This is a genomic window from Mesorhizobium sp. P2_F7 (genome assembly GCF_056403695.1).
This window is the reverse complement of the sequence record NZ_JBFUFA010000018.1, coordinates 40,435-54,792: the sequence shown is the minus strand read 5'-3', so window position 1 is coordinate 54,792 and position 14,358 is coordinate 40,435. Positions and strand designations below refer to the sequence as shown.

17 protein-coding genes are annotated in these 14,358 nt (G+C 62.9%); 7 read left to right on the top strand and 10 right to left on the bottom strand.

Translation table 11 applies throughout. The features are described from left to right. Positions 1-133: 133 nt before the first annotated feature. A complete protein-coding gene (locus AC1DZ8_RS31495) occupies positions 134-691 on the bottom strand; it encodes a DUF6428 family protein (RefSeq protein WP_477309058.1) in 558 nt (185 codons plus the stop codon). A 42-nt stretch (positions 692-733) separates the two neighbouring features. On the opposite strand from AC1DZ8_RS31495, the gene AC1DZ8_RS31490 reads away from it, so the two are divergent. From AC1DZ8_RS31490 to arsC, 3 genes are read left to right on the top strand one after another with little or no spacing between them, the layout of a single operon-like run. Continuing rightward, positions 734-1,090, top strand: a complete 357-nt coding sequence (locus AC1DZ8_RS31490; protein ID WP_477309060.1) for an ArsR/SmtB family transcription factor — start codon at positions 734-736, stop codon at positions 1,088-1,090. Next, positions 1,083-1,778 (top strand): aquaporin, encoded by a 696-nt coding sequence (locus AC1DZ8_RS31485; RefSeq protein WP_477309062.1) that lies wholly within the window; start codon positions 1,083-1,085, stop codon positions 1,776-1,778. The genes AC1DZ8_RS31490 and AC1DZ8_RS31485 overlap by 8 nt, the downstream gene beginning before the upstream one ends. Further along, on the top strand, positions 1,775-2,197 hold the full coding sequence (gene arsC, locus AC1DZ8_RS31480; protein WP_477309064.1) for an arsenate reductase (glutaredoxin): 423 nt from the start codon (positions 1,775-1,777) through the stop codon (positions 2,195-2,197). The genes AC1DZ8_RS31485 and arsC overlap by 4 nt, the downstream gene beginning before the upstream one ends. Here arsC and AC1DZ8_RS31475 read toward each other — a convergent pair. Next, positions 2,175-2,693: an N-acetyltransferase family protein gene (locus tag AC1DZ8_RS31475; protein ID WP_477309066.1), complete on the bottom strand. Its 519-nt coding sequence runs from the start codon at positions 2,691-2,693 to the stop codon at positions 2,175-2,177. The genes arsC and AC1DZ8_RS31475 overlap by 23 nt on opposite strands. A 156-nt stretch (positions 2,694-2,849) precedes the next feature. Between AC1DZ8_RS31475 and AC1DZ8_RS31470 the strand changes: the two genes are divergently transcribed. Then, positions 2,850-3,989 carry an MFS transporter gene (locus tag AC1DZ8_RS31470; protein ID WP_477309121.1) on the top strand — a complete coding sequence of 380 codons (1,140 nt, stop codon included), beginning with the start codon at positions 2,850-2,852 and terminating at the stop codon, positions 3,987-3,989. A gap of 210 nt (positions 3,990-4,199) precedes the next feature. On the opposite strand, the gene AC1DZ8_RS31465 is transcribed toward AC1DZ8_RS31470, so the two are convergent. Then, positions 4,200-4,454 carry a hypothetical protein gene (locus AC1DZ8_RS31465; protein ID WP_477309068.1) on the bottom strand — a complete coding sequence of 85 codons (255 nt, stop codon included), beginning with the start codon at positions 4,452-4,454 and terminating at the stop codon, positions 4,200-4,202. A 434-nt stretch (positions 4,455-4,888) separates the two neighbouring features. Here AC1DZ8_RS31465 and AC1DZ8_RS31460 point away from each other — a divergent pair, with 434 nt between their 5' ends. The 3 genes from AC1DZ8_RS31460 to AC1DZ8_RS31450 all read left to right on the top strand — a co-directional run bounded on the left by AC1DZ8_RS31460 (position 4,889) and on the right by AC1DZ8_RS31450 (position 7,223). Beyond that, positions 4,889-5,110, top strand: coding sequence for a hypothetical protein (locus AC1DZ8_RS31460; protein ID WP_477309070.1), 222 nt, complete (start codon positions 4,889-4,891; stop codon positions 5,108-5,110). A 134-nt stretch (positions 5,111-5,244) separates the two neighbouring features. After that, positions 5,245-6,918 carry an FAD-dependent oxidoreductase gene (locus AC1DZ8_RS31455; protein WP_477402246.1) on the top strand — a complete coding sequence of 558 codons (1,674 nt, stop codon included), beginning with the start codon at positions 5,245-5,247 and terminating at the stop codon, positions 6,916-6,918. Then, positions 6,915-7,223, top strand: coding sequence for a UBP-type zinc finger domain-containing protein (locus AC1DZ8_RS31450; RefSeq protein ID WP_477309074.1), 309 nt, complete (start codon positions 6,915-6,917; stop codon positions 7,221-7,223). The genes AC1DZ8_RS31455 and AC1DZ8_RS31450 overlap by 4 nt, the downstream gene beginning before the upstream one ends. 79 nt (positions 7,224-7,302) lie before the next feature. Here AC1DZ8_RS31450 and AC1DZ8_RS31445 read toward each other — a convergent pair whose 3' ends face one another. The 7 genes from AC1DZ8_RS31445 to AC1DZ8_RS31415 all read right to left on the bottom strand — a co-directional run bounded on the left by AC1DZ8_RS31445 (position 7,303) and on the right by AC1DZ8_RS31415 (position 14,148). Then, positions 7,303-8,373 carry an alpha/beta hydrolase family protein gene (locus AC1DZ8_RS31445; protein WP_477309076.1) on the bottom strand — a complete coding sequence of 357 codons (1,071 nt, stop codon included), beginning with the start codon at positions 8,371-8,373 and terminating at the stop codon, positions 7,303-7,305. An 84-nt stretch (positions 8,374-8,457) separates the two neighbouring features. Next, on the bottom strand, positions 8,458-8,841 hold the full coding sequence (locus AC1DZ8_RS31440; protein ID WP_477309078.1) for a DUF1330 domain-containing protein: 384 nt from the start codon (positions 8,839-8,841) through the stop codon (positions 8,458-8,460). Positions 8,842-8,874: 33 nt separating this feature from the next. After that, on the bottom strand, positions 8,875-9,711 hold the full coding sequence (locus AC1DZ8_RS31435; protein WP_477309080.1) for an SDR family oxidoreductase: 837 nt from the start codon (positions 9,709-9,711) through the stop codon (positions 8,875-8,877). Between the two features lie 131 nt (positions 9,712-9,842). Then, positions 9,843-10,736 carry a LysR family transcriptional regulator gene (locus AC1DZ8_RS31430; RefSeq protein WP_477309082.1) on the bottom strand — a complete coding sequence of 298 codons (894 nt, stop codon included), beginning with the start codon at positions 10,734-10,736 and terminating at the stop codon, positions 9,843-9,845. 230 nt (positions 10,737-10,966) lie between these two features. After that, positions 10,967-11,140, bottom strand: a complete 174-nt coding sequence (locus tag AC1DZ8_RS31425; RefSeq protein ID WP_477309084.1) for a hypothetical protein — start codon at positions 11,138-11,140, stop codon at positions 10,967-10,969. Positions 11,141-11,539: 399 nt separating this feature from the next. Then, positions 11,540-12,718: a cystathionine gamma-synthase gene (locus tag AC1DZ8_RS31420; protein ID WP_477402242.1), complete on the bottom strand. Its 1,179-nt coding sequence runs from the start codon at positions 12,716-12,718 to the stop codon at positions 11,540-11,542. Further along, positions 12,715-14,148, bottom strand: a complete 1,434-nt coding sequence (locus AC1DZ8_RS31415; RefSeq protein WP_477309088.1) for a pyridoxal-phosphate dependent enzyme — start codon at positions 14,146-14,148, stop codon at positions 12,715-12,717. Before AC1DZ8_RS31415 ends, AC1DZ8_RS31420 begins: the two co-directional genes overlap by 4 nt. Positions 14,149-14,358: the final 210 nt, after the last annotated feature.

Genomic DNA, 14,358 nt, shown 5'->3' with positions numbered 1-14,358 from the left:
CAAAAATCCCTCCAAAGTGCCCGTCCGGGCGGTACGGTCGAAACCATGGCTCAATCGACCAATACGACCGCCGACCGCCGCGACCAGATGTTTCCCATCCAGGGCGACACCGGTATCGAGCGCATGCGCCGGTTCAGCGAGGTGAGTTCTTAATGCCGCCGGCGAGCATATCGTCACTTGCCGGTCCGCAGCATGACGCGCTGATCTTCTGTTGCGCCTCAAGCCAGCGGTCGCGCGGCTTGCAGCTTGCCGGCCGTGGTGAGAGCTCGACATGCACGGCACCAGCGATAATTTCGGGCAGGGCGGCGCGGTAGAGCTGCATCGGCCGCACGCCATCGCTGACCTCGAACGTCAGCTTGGCAGCATGGTCGAGCCCGACATGTTCGGTGACCTTGCGGATGATGGCGGAGAATTTGGCTGCCGGCATATGCGTGCGGTCTTCGTTCACATCCCACAGCTGGACAAAAATCTCCGACCAGGATTCGGGGTTTGCGCCGCAATCCAGCGCCGAGAACTGGCCGGCCTTCACCTCGGTGACGTGATAGCCGGGCTGCACGGCGCGGCCGTCATAGAAAAACACCAGCGGCTTTTCCTTGTGTGCCGCGAGGAACCCGAGCAGGCCGTCAATGGTGATGTCGGCGGGATCGGATATCGCGGCACGGTCAAATTCGGTGTTGTCAGCGGCGAGCATCTGCGATAATCCTCATTTCGATATTTTTAGGATTGTTGAAATATGGATGAACGTCAAGCCCTTTCCGCCTTCGGGGCGCTGTCGCAGGAAACGCGGCTGAAGCTGCTACGGCTGCTGGTCGTTGCCGGCCCGGACGGCATCGCCGCCGGGGCGCTGGCGGAGCAGGTGGAGGTCTCGGCCTCCAATGTCAGCTTTCACCTGAAGGAGTTGGAGCGCGCCGGCCTGGTCTCCACCCGGCGCGACTCCAGGTCGATCGTCTACAGCGCCGAATATGATGCGCTGACTGGCCTTATCCGGTTCCTGATGGAGGATTGCTGCTCCGGCCGGCCGGAGATCTGTTCGCCGGCGCTCAACCCGGCGTGCTGCGTGCCGCAAAAGGGAAGCCGCGCCGATGCCTGAATACGGTGTGCCGCGCCGTCTGGCGGCCGAGGCGCTGGGCACGGCCTTCCTCGTCGCCACCGTGGTCGGCTCCGGCATCATGGCCGAGACGCTGACCCAGGACAAAGCCGTGGCGCTTCTCGGCAACACGCTGCCGACAGGCGCCATTCTGGTGGTGCTGATCACCCTCCTGGCGCCCATCTCCGGCGCGCATTTCAATCCGGCAGTCACGCTGGTCTTCACGGTGCTGAGGCAGTTGCCGATGCGCGTTGCCGGTCTGTACATCGCGGCACAGATCCTGGGTGGTATTGCCGGCACGATGACGGCGCACGCCATGTTCGGCCAGTCGCTCGTGCAGGCCTCAGCGCATATGCGCACCGGCGGCGCGCAATGGTTCTCCGAAGGTGTCGCGACCTTCGGCCTGGTCGCCGTCATCCTGGCCGGCCTGCGCTTCGAGCGGACCGCCATCCCCTGGCTGGTAGGGCTCTACATAACGGCCGCCTATTGGTTCACGGCTTCGACTTCCTTTGCCAATCCGGCCGTGGCTGTCGCCCGCTCGCTGACCAACAGCTTTTCCGGCATCCGGCCGGCCGACCTTCCCGGTTTCATCCTTGCCGAATTTGCCGGGGCACTCATTGCCGCGGCCGCAATGCGCTGGCTTCTAACTCCCGCCGACACCACACCACAGACCGAAAGGGCAGGGCCGTGACCGTCACCATCTATCACAACCCCGATTGCGGGACGTCGCGCAACACGCTGGCTCTCCTCGTGGCGAGCGGCGAGACGCCTGTCGTCATCGAGTATCTGAAAGATCCGCCCTCGCGATCTCGCCTGGTCGGCCTGCTCAAGGCCATAGGGATGTCCGCGCGCGCACTGTTGCGCGAAAAGGGTACGCCCTATGCCGAGCTTGGTCTGGCCGATGCCAAATGGAGCGAGGAGGAGCTGATCGACCAGATGCTCGCCCACCCCATTCTCATCAATCGGCCGATCGTCGAAACGCCGCGCGGCACCATGCTTTGCCGGCCGTCCGAGTTGGTGCTGGATTTGCTCGACCACCCTGTTCGGGACTTCGTGAAGGAAGACGGCGAGAGGGTCGCCTACCGGCCTAAAGCGGCAGATGCTTCATGAAATAGATAGAGACTTTCGGCTGGCCATGCGGGTCGACAAAGTGATGCGGGACAGAGCCGACCTCGTGCCAGTCGAGCCGCCTGTAAAGCCGCTCGCTGGCACCGCCCTCGACCGTATCGAGGAGGAGCAAGGACCGTTTTCTAGCCATGGCCTCACGCTCGACAGCCTGCATGAGAGCGAGGCCGATGCCTTGCCGCTGAAAGTCGCGATGAACGAGGAGCTTGTAGACTTCGGCCCGGTGTGGCGCGTTCGGCTCCGGCGAGAGATAGAGCTGGACTGTGCCGACGACACGGCCGTCCATATCGGCACAGATGAGGAGCCGTTCGCCTTCCCTCACCGAACGGAAAACACCCTCCCAATGGGCCAGCGCCTGAGGCTCATCGAAAGGAAGCACGAAGCCGACGAGCGCCCCGTCTTCGACGCTCTGGGTCAGCAACTCGGCCAGAGCGCGAACATGAAGCCTTGCCTCATTCTCATCAAACACGGCGATGCGCATCGGGTCTTTCCTCTAGAGAGCTCACAGATAGCGGGCTTTGACGAGCGCGTGAAGGCACCGACGATAGACGCTTCACGAGTCTCCTGGGAGCATGCCTGAGTGGCTACAATCCCAAGCCGTCCTGTCATCGTCACGACGCTCGGCCTCACGCAGATCATGGCATGGGGCTCCTCCTACTATCTGCCGGCCGTCATTGGCCCTGCCGTGTCGGCACAGACCGGCTGGCCTTTTCCCTGGGTGATCGGCAGCCTGTCGCTCGGGCTGCTTGTCGCGGGCCTGATATCGCCGCATGTCGGGGCGGCGATCGAACGCCATGGCGGCCGCATGACGCTTGCCTTCAGCGCCGTTTGCCTCGGCATCGGCCAGGTGGTGGTGGCCGCGTCGCCGACGCTGGCCGTCTTCGTCGCCGGCTGGCTGATCATGGGTTTCGGCATGGGCGCCGGCCTTTATGACGCCGCCTTCAGCACGCTCGGACGGATGTATGGGCGCAACGCCCGTTCGACCATCACCAGCCTGACGCTGTTTGGCGGTTTCGCCAGCACAATCTGCTGGCCGATTTCGGCGTTTCTGCTCGATGCGTTCGGCTGGCGCGGCGTGTGCCTGGTCTACGCAGCGATCCAGCTTGTGGTGGCGTTGCCCGCCTATCTGCTCATCCTGCCGCGCGGCGTTCCGGCTGACGTGTCAGCCCAGACGACTGCCGCGCCGGAAACCGGCCTGGCGCCGCGCAGCCTGCCCCTGATGGCCACGCTGGCGGCAAGCATCACGCTGTCAGCCGTCATATCGTCGACCTTGTCGGTACATCTGCTGACCGTGCTGCAATCGACCGGTCTGGTGCTGGGTGCGGCGGTCGGCCTCGGCGCACTGGTCGGCCCTGCCCAGGTCGGCGCCCGCGCCATCGAGATGACGATCGCCCGCTATCACCATCCGATCTGGACCAAACTGGCATCGGTGACCTTCGTGGTCATCGGTGTGGCGACGCTCTGGACCGGCCTGCCGGTGCTGCCGGTGGCCCTGATATTCTACGGCGCCGGCATCGGCCTGGAATCGATCGCGCGCGGCACGCTGCCGCTCGCCCTGTTTGGCGCCAACGGCTATGCGAAGCTGATGGGCCGTCTCGCCATGCCGAGCTTGATCGCTCAAGCGGCTGCCCCGTCCGTCGGCGCGCTGCTCCTGCAACATACCGGTGAGCGCGGATTGCTGAGCGTACTGTTCGGGCTCGCGCTGATAAACGTCGCGCTGGTCGGCGCGCTGTTTACCCTTAGGCGCAGTGCCATGCGGCCTGTTCGCACCAGCTAACGGCAAGTTGCAAGGCGCGCCATTCGGCGTCGAACAGGTGTTTCAGGTCAGGATCAGGCCAGCCAACAAGACCGCGAAGAGCACCGAAGCCGGCACGGCAAGAAGCCACCGGGCTTCCAATACGCTGTTGTGTGGGTCATCCATTGTCTTGTTCCCCGGTGAAAAGCTGGCTCCAGCGCTCCTCCCGCGCTGGAGCCGCAGCCGATCGGCTCAACCGCCGGAGGCGGGAGCCGGGGCTGGAGCCGCCGGGGCGGGGGAGGGCGCCTCAGCCTTGGGAGCAGCGGCGGGCGCCTCGACCTTCGGCACATCCACTTTCACGTTGATGTCTTGTCCACCGCCACCGCCATTGAGATTGATGACGCCGGTGACAAAAAGCAGGGCAACGATAGCGACGATTGCAACAACAATCGCTGCCGCCGTTCCTGCGCCCCCTCCAGAATTCACAACAGTTGGTCCGTCGGCCATGTCTTCCTCCTTTTAAGTCTCTCGAGGGGCAACGGCGGCTGTAAGCCTTTGTTCCTGCTCAGGGTATTCAGTCGTAGTACGATAAGACTTCAGTCTGAACCGGAGCGGCTTCGAAACGCACACGCCTCCCCTATCTGGTCAGCCAAGGAAACCCGCGTCACCCGCACCTGCCGGTCACCAGACATTCCGAGCCTCGTTCGGCGGCGCGGAGCGCGTTTCGGCTGCTTAGGACCTAAGTCCGATAAGGCACGCAATGGTCGTATGGCACGTCTTTTGGGAACAGGGAGCACGTCTGGCTGTTGTCTGAGATCGCGGATTGAACAGGGAGAGCCGTCGTGAACAGGATCATATGGGCCGTTGGGGCTGTCGTTATCATCATCGCCATACTGAGCTTTTTTGGACTCCGGTAAGACCGGAATTTGAGGTGCAAAGTCATGACGCAATCCGTGCAAGCGCCGCTCCTGTCCGAGACCAGCAAGGATCGGGAGATCAATTGTGAAGTCGCCTTGGAGGCGGCATTCGGAGAGTTGGTGGAGGCGGCGTTGGCTCAAGGGTGGACACCGCGGGAAACAGCTGCCGCCCTGGTCAATATAGCTGCCGAGCACGCCCAGAAGGTTGAGCTTGTCGTCGACGCATCATCTGCTCACGCTGCCTAGACGGTCGGTCTAAGTAGACTCGGAAGGAGGGTCGCCCCTCCCGCAAGCGAAGTCGTGGGGCCAAACCTGCCCTTCCGGTCAGGCTGCCAACAAAGCGCTTCAAACCCGGCGGCCATGACGCTACGCTCTCACCCATGGCCCCTACCGTCAGTCCGATCACCGTCACCCGCCGCGACCAGATGTTTCCCATCCTGGCCGAGGCCGATATTGAGCGCATGCGCCGGTTCGGCGAGGCGAGTTCCTATGCCGCCGGCGAGCATATCGTCACCGCCGGCACTGTGGCGCCGGGGCTGATCGTCATCATGTCGGGCACAGTCGACATCACCCAGAATGTCAGTCCCGGCCGGCGCGAGACCATCGTCACCCATGGTCCGGGCAATTTCATCGGCGAGCTGGCGCAGCTTTCCAGCCGTCCGTCGCTGGTCAATGCCGAGGCCAAAGAGCCGGTCGAGGCCTTCGTCATTCCCTCGCAGCGGCTGCGCGACCTGATGGTGCAGGAGGCAAGCCTCGGCGAGCGGATCATGCGGGCGCTGATCCTGCGCCGCGTCGGTCTGCTGGAAAGCGGCTCGAGCGGGCCGATTGTCATCGGCCCGGCCGGCAATGGCGACACGCTGCGGCTGCAAGGGTTTCTGCGCCGCAGCGGCCAGCCGCACCGGGCGCTCGATTCCGACAGCGATCCATGCGCGAAAACGCTGATCGGGCATTTTCATGTCGACCCGCACCATCTGCCGATCGTGCTCTGCCCAAACGGCAAGCTGATGCACAATCCCGGCGAAACCGAACTCGCCCGCTGCATCGGCCTGCTGCGGCCGATCGACCCGACACAAGTCTATGACGTCGCCATTGTCGGCGCCGGGCCGGCGGGGCTGGCGGCTGCGGTCTATGCGGCGTCCGAAGGGCTGTCGACCATCGTGCTCGATTGCCGCGCCTTCGGCGGCCAGGCCGGCGCCTCCTCGCGCATCGAAAACTATCTTGGTTTCCCCACAGGCATCACCGGCATGGCGCTGATGGCGCGCGCCTACAACCAGGCGCAGAAATTCGGTGTCGAAATGGTGATCCCCGACGAGGCGAAGCTGCTCGGCGCGGCGAGCGAGGGCTACACGCTCGCCGTCGGCGACGGCGAGAACCTGCGCGCACGCACGGTGGTGATCGCCAGCGGCGCCCGCTACCGCCGGCTCGACATTGCCAATCTGGCCGAGTTCGAGGGCACGTCGGTGCATTACTGGGCCTCACCGATCGAGGCGCGGCTGTGCGCCGGCCAAGAGGTGGCGCTGGTCGGCGGCGGCAATTCGGCGGGCCAGGCGGCGGTCTATCTCGCCAGCCAGGTGCGCAAGGTGACGATCCTGGCGCGCCGCGGCGGCCTCAGGGAAACCATGTCGCGCTACTTGGTCGAGCGAATCGAGGCGCAGCCGAACATCGAGGTGCTGGGCGAGACCGAGATCGTGTCGCTGGAAGGCGAAGGCGGCAATCTCACCGCGCTCAGCTGGCGCAACCAGGCGACCGGCGATGTCGAGACCCGCCCGATCCAGCATCTCTTCCTGTTCATCGGCGCCGACCCCAACACCGACTGGCTGGCGAACTGCAATGTGGCGCTGGACGCCAAAGGTTTCGTGCGCACCGGCGCCGACGTCGCAGCAGGGCTGATGGAGACCAGCCGCAGCGGCGTGTTCGCCATCGGCGACGTACGCTCCGGCTCGGTCAAGCGGGTGGCGGCCGCCGTCGGCGAGGGCGCGCAGGTGGTGGCGGCCTTGCATGCCTATCTCGCGCGAGCCGACGCAGCAGCGCCCGAACTGGCCAGGAGAGCATGATGGACGAATGCAAACACACGACAGGCATCAAAAAGGTGACGCCGAGCGCGCTCGGTTGCGAGGAATGCCTGAAGAGCGGCTCGATGTGGGTGCATCTCAGGCTCTGCCGCAGCTGCGGCCATGTCGGCTGTTGCGACGACTCGCCCAACCGCCACGCCACCAAGCACTTTCATGCCACCAAGCATCCGGTCATCGAGGGATACGACCCGCCTGAGGGTTGGGCCTGGTGCTTTGTCGACGAGGTGTTCATCGACCTCGACGGCGACGTGACGCCGCAGAACGGACCTATCCCGAAGTTTTTCTGAAGTAGCGCGACCCTAGGCGAGCCGTGTTCAGCTCTCCTCCGGGGAAGAGCTGAACCGTCAAAGACAGGTGCCCTGTCCTCTAGGCCTCACCAAAGTGAGAGCTGAACCAATCCAGTACCAGCTGCGGGTTCTTGCCAAAGTAATTGTAGCCTTCGAAACGCTGGTCCGTGCCTTCGATCCAGAACAGTTTCTTCTCCTCCGAGGAGATGGTGTCGTAGATCTCCTGCACATTGGAGGGCTTGGTCAGGAAATCGTTGCGGACCTGGGCGACGAGTGTCGGAACCGTGACCGCCCTGGCATAGTCCATCGGCCAGACGTCGGCGAGGTGGAAGCCGGTCCGCTTGTGGAAGGCCGCGTCGAACCGTTCCAGGCCGTTTGCGATCTTCTGGTTTTCCACCGCTGTCTGGACAAACACCACCGGTGACACCGGCTGCAAGGCAATCATCGCCTTGATATGCCTGAATTCCTCGGGGTGTTTCTTCATGCCGACGATCGTGGCATTAGCTCCGAGGCACCGGCTATAAAGGGCCGTCTTCATGTCCTTGATATCTGGCCGGGACTTGGCGTAGCGCAACGACCCGATCACGTCCCGATACTCCAACACGCCGTGGCCATTGACGCCGCCGCTGCCCATGCCGCTGCGGCCATGGTTGCGCATGTCGTAGGTGATGATGTTATAGCCGGCGTCATGCAGGAGCTTGTACTCCGGCAGGAAGTTTACCTCGAAGCCGCCGAAATTCGTCCACGGCTCCAGGTGCCCTGGATAGCCGTAGCGGTTACAGGGCATGGGGTGATTGAAGATGAGCAACCTGTCCGAATCGGCAGGGATGAACCAGCCTTCGATCGTCACCCCATCCGGCGCCGGGAAGAAGATCTCCTCATAGTCCATGCCGTATTCATGCGGCCAGCGCAGGATGGGCGTGCGGGTCGAATGCGCCATCAGATCGGCCATGCCGTTGATGAAGTCCTCGGATTTTGGATCGGTCACGATTGCACCCTTTGTTGCTTGGTTGTCGGCAGCCTGCACACCCGCGGAGGTGGCAGCGATGAGGGGAAGGGTGGCGAGGGCTGCGCCGGCTTTTAGAAGCTGGCGTCGGCTGCTCGATGGGGTGCCGTCCTGCTGGACGGCAGTGTCACGTTGGGTGCCCATGTCAGGCTCCTTGGTTGTCGTTTGCGAAGTCGTGTCGGCTGAGATTTGGGGCGCGGGCACGCCCGTGGCCGCGCCATTCGTCGGTTACTGCTTCGGAGGGACAAACCCTTCGGTGATGATTACCGAGCCTTCGGTCGATGCGACGCGGAACTTCCTGGCGGCGGTGTATTCCGGCGAGTTGTAGAAGCGCTGCGCAGCCGCCACGCTGGGGAATTCGGCGATGGCCATGACCTTTTTCGGCTCACCTTCGACGGCGGTTGCATTCAGGTTGAAGACAATGATCCTGCCGCCGAATTTCGGAGCCAGCGGCCCGGCGGCTTGCATGTACCTGTCGTATCCGGCCTGGTCCTTGATCGTGTAGTTGGCGATCATATAGCCTGGCGGATCGGTATCCTGCGCATGGCCGGTCGCGGCAAGAGCGATGGTGACGGCAGCGACTGCGGCCGCGCCGACAACAAGTTTCTTCATTTTATGGTCCCTCTTGGTTTTGAGCTGGCGCGACTAGAACGAGCCGTCTGTCGACCGAGACAGATCTGCGTAGGCGTGCAGCTCCTTCAGGCGTCCTTCGAGGACCGGCTCGAATGCCGCGAGCGCGTCGCTGCCGGCCACGAATTGTCTCGGCGGATTTTCCATCCCGGCAAGCTTCACAAGGACGTCGCCGAGCCTGGCCGGATCGCCCTGTTGCTTGCCGTCATAGCCTGACCACATGTCTTCGGCGCTGCCCTCAGCGGCGTAATCAGCGATGGTGCTGGCGCTGTATCTGGCGTTCCGCGCATCGAGGAGATCGGTGCGGAAGAAACCCGGTGCGACCGTCACGATCTTGATGCCGAACTGTTCGACCTCTTCGGCCACCGAAAGCGAAAGCCCTTCGACGGCGAACTTGGCGGCGCTGTAGGCACTGCAGTGCTTGAAGCCCATGACCCCGGCAAGCGAACTGATGTTGATGATCCGGCCCGACCGCTGCCTGCGCATGACCGGAAGGACGGCGCGCATGACATGGATCACCCCATACAGATTGGTCGAGATCAGCCCCTCGATCTCGGTGGTGCTCAATTCCTCGAAATTGCCGAGCAGGCTGTAGCCGGCATTGTTGACCAGAACGTCAATGCGGCCAAACGCCTTCATCGACTCGTCGACCGCCGCCTTCGCCTGGGCTTCACTGGCGACGTCCAATTGAACGAACGCTAGCCTGTCGCCCGCTACATCGCTGAGCGCATTGCAGACCTTGTCGAGATTGCGGCCAGTCGCGACCACCCGATCGCCTGCCTTCAGGGCCGCCCTGGCGGTGGCGGCGCCGATGCCGCTGCCGGCACCCGTGATGAACCAGACCTTGCTCATGTCCAACTCCTGTTTTCGATGAACAGGGAGTTAGGCCTTATCGCTCTATCTGATTAGCCGATATAATCTGCATGCAGTTAGAAATGGCATTTATAAATGCGCCAACTCTCGAACCGCCTCCCGACTTGCCATCAGCCCTGGTAGCGGAGCGCTTCGAGCAAGAGAGCGAAAGCCGGTGTGTGTTGTCGCCGGCTTGGATAGTAGAGGTGATAGCCGGAAAATGGCGGGCACCAGTCCTCCAGAACGCGGATCAGGCGACCGTCGGCAACATGCTGGGTAACCTGGCTTTCGAAAGTACAGACCAACCCCAGTCCGCCGAGCGCCGCGTTTACCAGCATCTCATTGTCGTTGATGACCAACGGCCCGTTGACCCGGACGTCGAGCTCGACACCGCCGCTTTCGAACTCCCAGGCATAGAGCCCGCCGCTCGTGCTCTGTCGGTAGCTTACACATTTGTGATCGTTCAGCTCACGCGGCGTTTGCGGCATCGTCCGGCCGGCAAAGTAGGACGGAGAGCCGACCACGGCCATGCGCACATCCGGGCTGACCCGAACCGCGACCATGTCCTTCTCGACCTGCTCGCCGACACGGATGCCGGCATCGAACCGGCCAGCGACGATGTCGGTCAACCCTTCATCGACGTTGATCTCGACGGCGATGTCCGGATATTCCGGCAACAGCTTCAGCAGGACAGGCCAGAGCACCGTCCTTGCAGCGTGGCGGAAGGTGGTGATGCGGATGGTGCCCGCAGGCTTGTCTTGAAGCGCGGTGAGGGCGGCCAGTTCGCTGTCGATATGATCGAATGCCGGACGCAAACTGCGAAGCAGCCTTTCGCCGGCGTCGGCCAGCGACAGGCTGCGCGTCGTTCGCGAGATCAGCCTCACCTTGAGCCGCTCCTCGAGCATGCGGACGGCATGGCTGACAGCCGACTGCGAAAGTCCGAGCTTTGCCGCCGCCCGGGTAAAACTGCCCTCTTCGGCGACCGCGATGAACATGGCCAGCTCGCTGAAGTCGCCTTTTCTCATCCATAAATCCCGGTTCTAAATCGATGCGGATCATACTGCCAGTCCGCATGATCGTCCTCCGGTATTTTGTCATCACCACACGCCACAGGATCGCGTGAACGACCAGACTCTGTGGTTACTGTTTTGCATGCCAGCGGAGACGGATTCAGAACGACTCAAATAAAAGCCCGGCTTATCCGGCTTTCATCTTCAAGGCTCGCCGTACAGGCGGTGGAGCCGATACGCGGCTTCTATTTCACCGAGCCGGTGATGGTGCGGTCGATGGCATCGGGATTGCGGTCGTTGCCGGCAAGTGCGGCAATGACCAGAAGACTGGCGACGACCGGGACAAACAGGATGGCCACGCGGGCCTGCACATAAAAAATGGCGCGCCATTCGCTGCGCTTTTCCGGGCTGTTGTCCATCACACTCACTCTCGCCATGCCGCCCCGGGCGGGACATAGCGGCGAAGGGTTAAGCAAAGGCTTCCGATTGTGTTAACGCGCGGGATCAGAGCGTAAGGCGTCGCGTTGAAACGAGCTTATCGGCTAGTTTCAATTACCGTAGGTTGGCGCTGCGCGTGGCAGACTAATTTCCATTCAATGCGACACGCGTCGGAGGGTTGGAGGAAGCGCGACCGCGGACGCTACGATCTTCCGTACTTGTTGTAAGAAATTATCCCGCCCCCCACGCAGAGTCCGACAAAAAGCGGCTGTGCCAATGGATATTGGTTGAGGCCAGTACCAACCATCACGCACGCGGCAACAGCTACTAAAAGAACATACACAGCAGAGAATCTAAGAAACTTCGCTGTCACGGCGGCACTACCCCCGCAACGCCTGCTCCAGATCGGCGATCAGATCATCGCCGTCCTCGATACCCGCCGACAACCGTACTAGCGAATCCGAAATGCCGATCGCGGCGCGCTTTTCCGCCGGGATCGAGCCATGCGTCATCAGCGCCGGGTGCTCGATCAGGCTTTCGACGCCGCCAAGGCTTTCGGCCAGGGTGAACAGCTGGGTGCGTTCGAGGAAGCGCTTGGTGCCGGCGAGATCGCGGTCGAGGTCGACCGAGATCATGCCGCCGAAGGCGTGCATCTGGCGTTTGGCGATCGCATGCTGCGGATGACTGGTCAGGCCGGGATAGACGACGCGGCGGACGTCCTTTCGCGCTTCCAACCATTGCGCGATCTTCAGGCCGTTCGACGAATGGCGCTCCATCCGCAGCGCCAGCGTCTTGATACCACGCAGCGCCAGAAAGCTGTCGAACGGGCCTGAGATGGCGCCGATGGCGTTCTGCAGGAATTTCAGCTGGGCGGCGAGATCCTTGTTGTCGCCGACGATGGCGACGCCGCCGACCATGTCGGAATGACCGTTGAGATATTTTGTCGTCGAGTGAACGACGACGTCGATGCCGAGCTCCAGCGGCCGCTGGATGTACGGGCTGCAGAACGTGTTGTCGGCGACGGTCAGAACGCCCTTGCGCTTGGCGAGTGCGGCAAGCCCTTCCAGGTCGACGATGCGCAGCAGCGGGTTGGTGGGGGTCTCGACCCAGAGCAGTTTCGTCTCCGGGCGGATCGCGGCTTCGACGGCGGCGAGGTCGGTGAAGTCGACGAAGCTCACCTGCAGATTGGCCGAGCGCTTGCGCACCCGCTCCATCAGCCGGAACGAGCCGCCATAGATGTCGTCGGTGGCGACGATGTGGGCGCCGCTGTCGAGCAGTTCGAGCACGGTCGAGATCGCCGCCAGGCCGGAGGCGAAAGCAAAGGCATTGCTGCCGCTTTCGAGATCGGCGACCGCGCGCTCGAAGGCAAAGCGCGTCGGGTTCTGGCTGCGGGCGTACTCAAACCCCTTGTGCACGCCGGGCGACTGCTGGCCATAGGTCGAGGTCGCATAGATCGGCACCATGACCGCGCCGGTGAGCGGGTCGTGGCTCTGGCCGCCATGGATGGTGCGGGTCGAAAAGGCCAGGCGGTTCTTGCCCGTCGGGGTGTGTGCGGTCATCGTGCGCGCCTCAAATGGTTGATCAGGTCAATACGGGTTATCAGGCCGACGAACTCGTCGCCATCGAAGATGATGGCGACCTCGTTGCGGTCGAACACCGGCAGCAGCGCATCCAGCGTCTGGCTGGCCTGCAGCGTGTGCAGATTGGAGGTCATGGCCGAGCGCACCGGGCCGTTGAAACGATCCCAGCGGCCGTCGTAGGGGCCGTCGACCTTGGCCAGGATATCGCTTTCGTCGACGATGCCGACCAGCTTGCCTTCGTCCAGAACCGGCAGCTGCGAGACATCGGAGCGGCGCATGCGGCCATAGGCGTTGAGCAGGCTCTCGTCGGGGCCGACGAACACGGTGTCGCCGGTGCGGTGCGAGCGCATGACGAGGTCGCGCAGATCGCCATGCTGCTCCTGCTCAGCCAGCCCCTGTTCGGCCAGCCAGAAATCGTCGAAGACCTTGGACAGATATTTGTTGCCGCTGTCGCAGACGAAGGTGACGACGCGCTTCGCAACAGTCTGCTCGCGGCAATAGCGCAGCGCCGCCGACAGCAGCGTGCCCGAGGACGAGCCGGCCAGAATGCCTTCCTTGGACAGGAGATCGCGCACGGCGAGCATGCTCTGCTTGTCGGGGATGGAGTACGCCTTCTTGACCAGCGACAGATCGGCATTGGGCGGCACGAAATCCTCGCCTATGCCTTCGACGGTCCAGCTGCCGGCCTCTTCCATCTTGCCGGTCTTGATCAGCGGCGCTAGCACCGATCCGACAGGATCGGCCAGCACCATCTCGGTCTTCGGCGAGACTTTCGCGAAGTAGCGGCCAAGCCCGGTCAGCGTGCCGCCGGAGCCGACGCCGACGACCACGGCATCGAGATTGCCATCGAGCTGGGCAAAGATTTCCGGGCCGGTGGTGGTTTCATGCGCGAGAGGGTTGGCCGGGTTGGCGAACTGGTTGGCGTAGAAGGCGCCAGGCGTTTCCGCTGCGATCTTCTCGGCCATGTCCTGGTAATATTCGGGGTGACCCTTGCCGACGTCGGAGCGCGTCATGCGCACTTCGGCGCCCAGCGCGCGCAGATGCTGGATCTTTTCGCGCGACATCTTGTCGGGCACGACGAGGATGATGCGGTATCCCTTGGGGATGCCGACCTGGGCGAGGCCGAGGCCGGTATTGCCGGCGGTCGCCTCGACGATGGTGCCGCCGCGCTTGAGCTTGCCCTGTTTCTCGGCCGCGGCGATCATCGACAACGCGATGCGGTCCTTGATCGAGCCGCCGGGATTCTGGCTTTCGAGCTTGATGAACAGCCGGCATTTTCCGGTGTCGAATTTGGTCAGCTCGACCACCGGCGTCTGGCCGATGAGGTCGAGTACCGAGGCATAGGGCGGACGCAGGCGCGATAACGCGCCGTCCGAACTGCCTGGCGCAGCTTCTCTTTGCTCGCTCATGTCGATGTGCTCCCTTGATCAAGCGACCGCCTCGGGGCCGCATGATGCCGAAAAGTGTGAGCGGTTTTCGGACGACATCATGCTCTATCTATTTGATTTAGAGCCGGATTCTGATTTCAGGTCGATACCGACCTGAAATAATCCGGCTCTGGGCGGCAGCGTAGCTTCTTTTCCAGCCGTTTGCAGGCGGAAAGAAGGTAGATCGTGCCA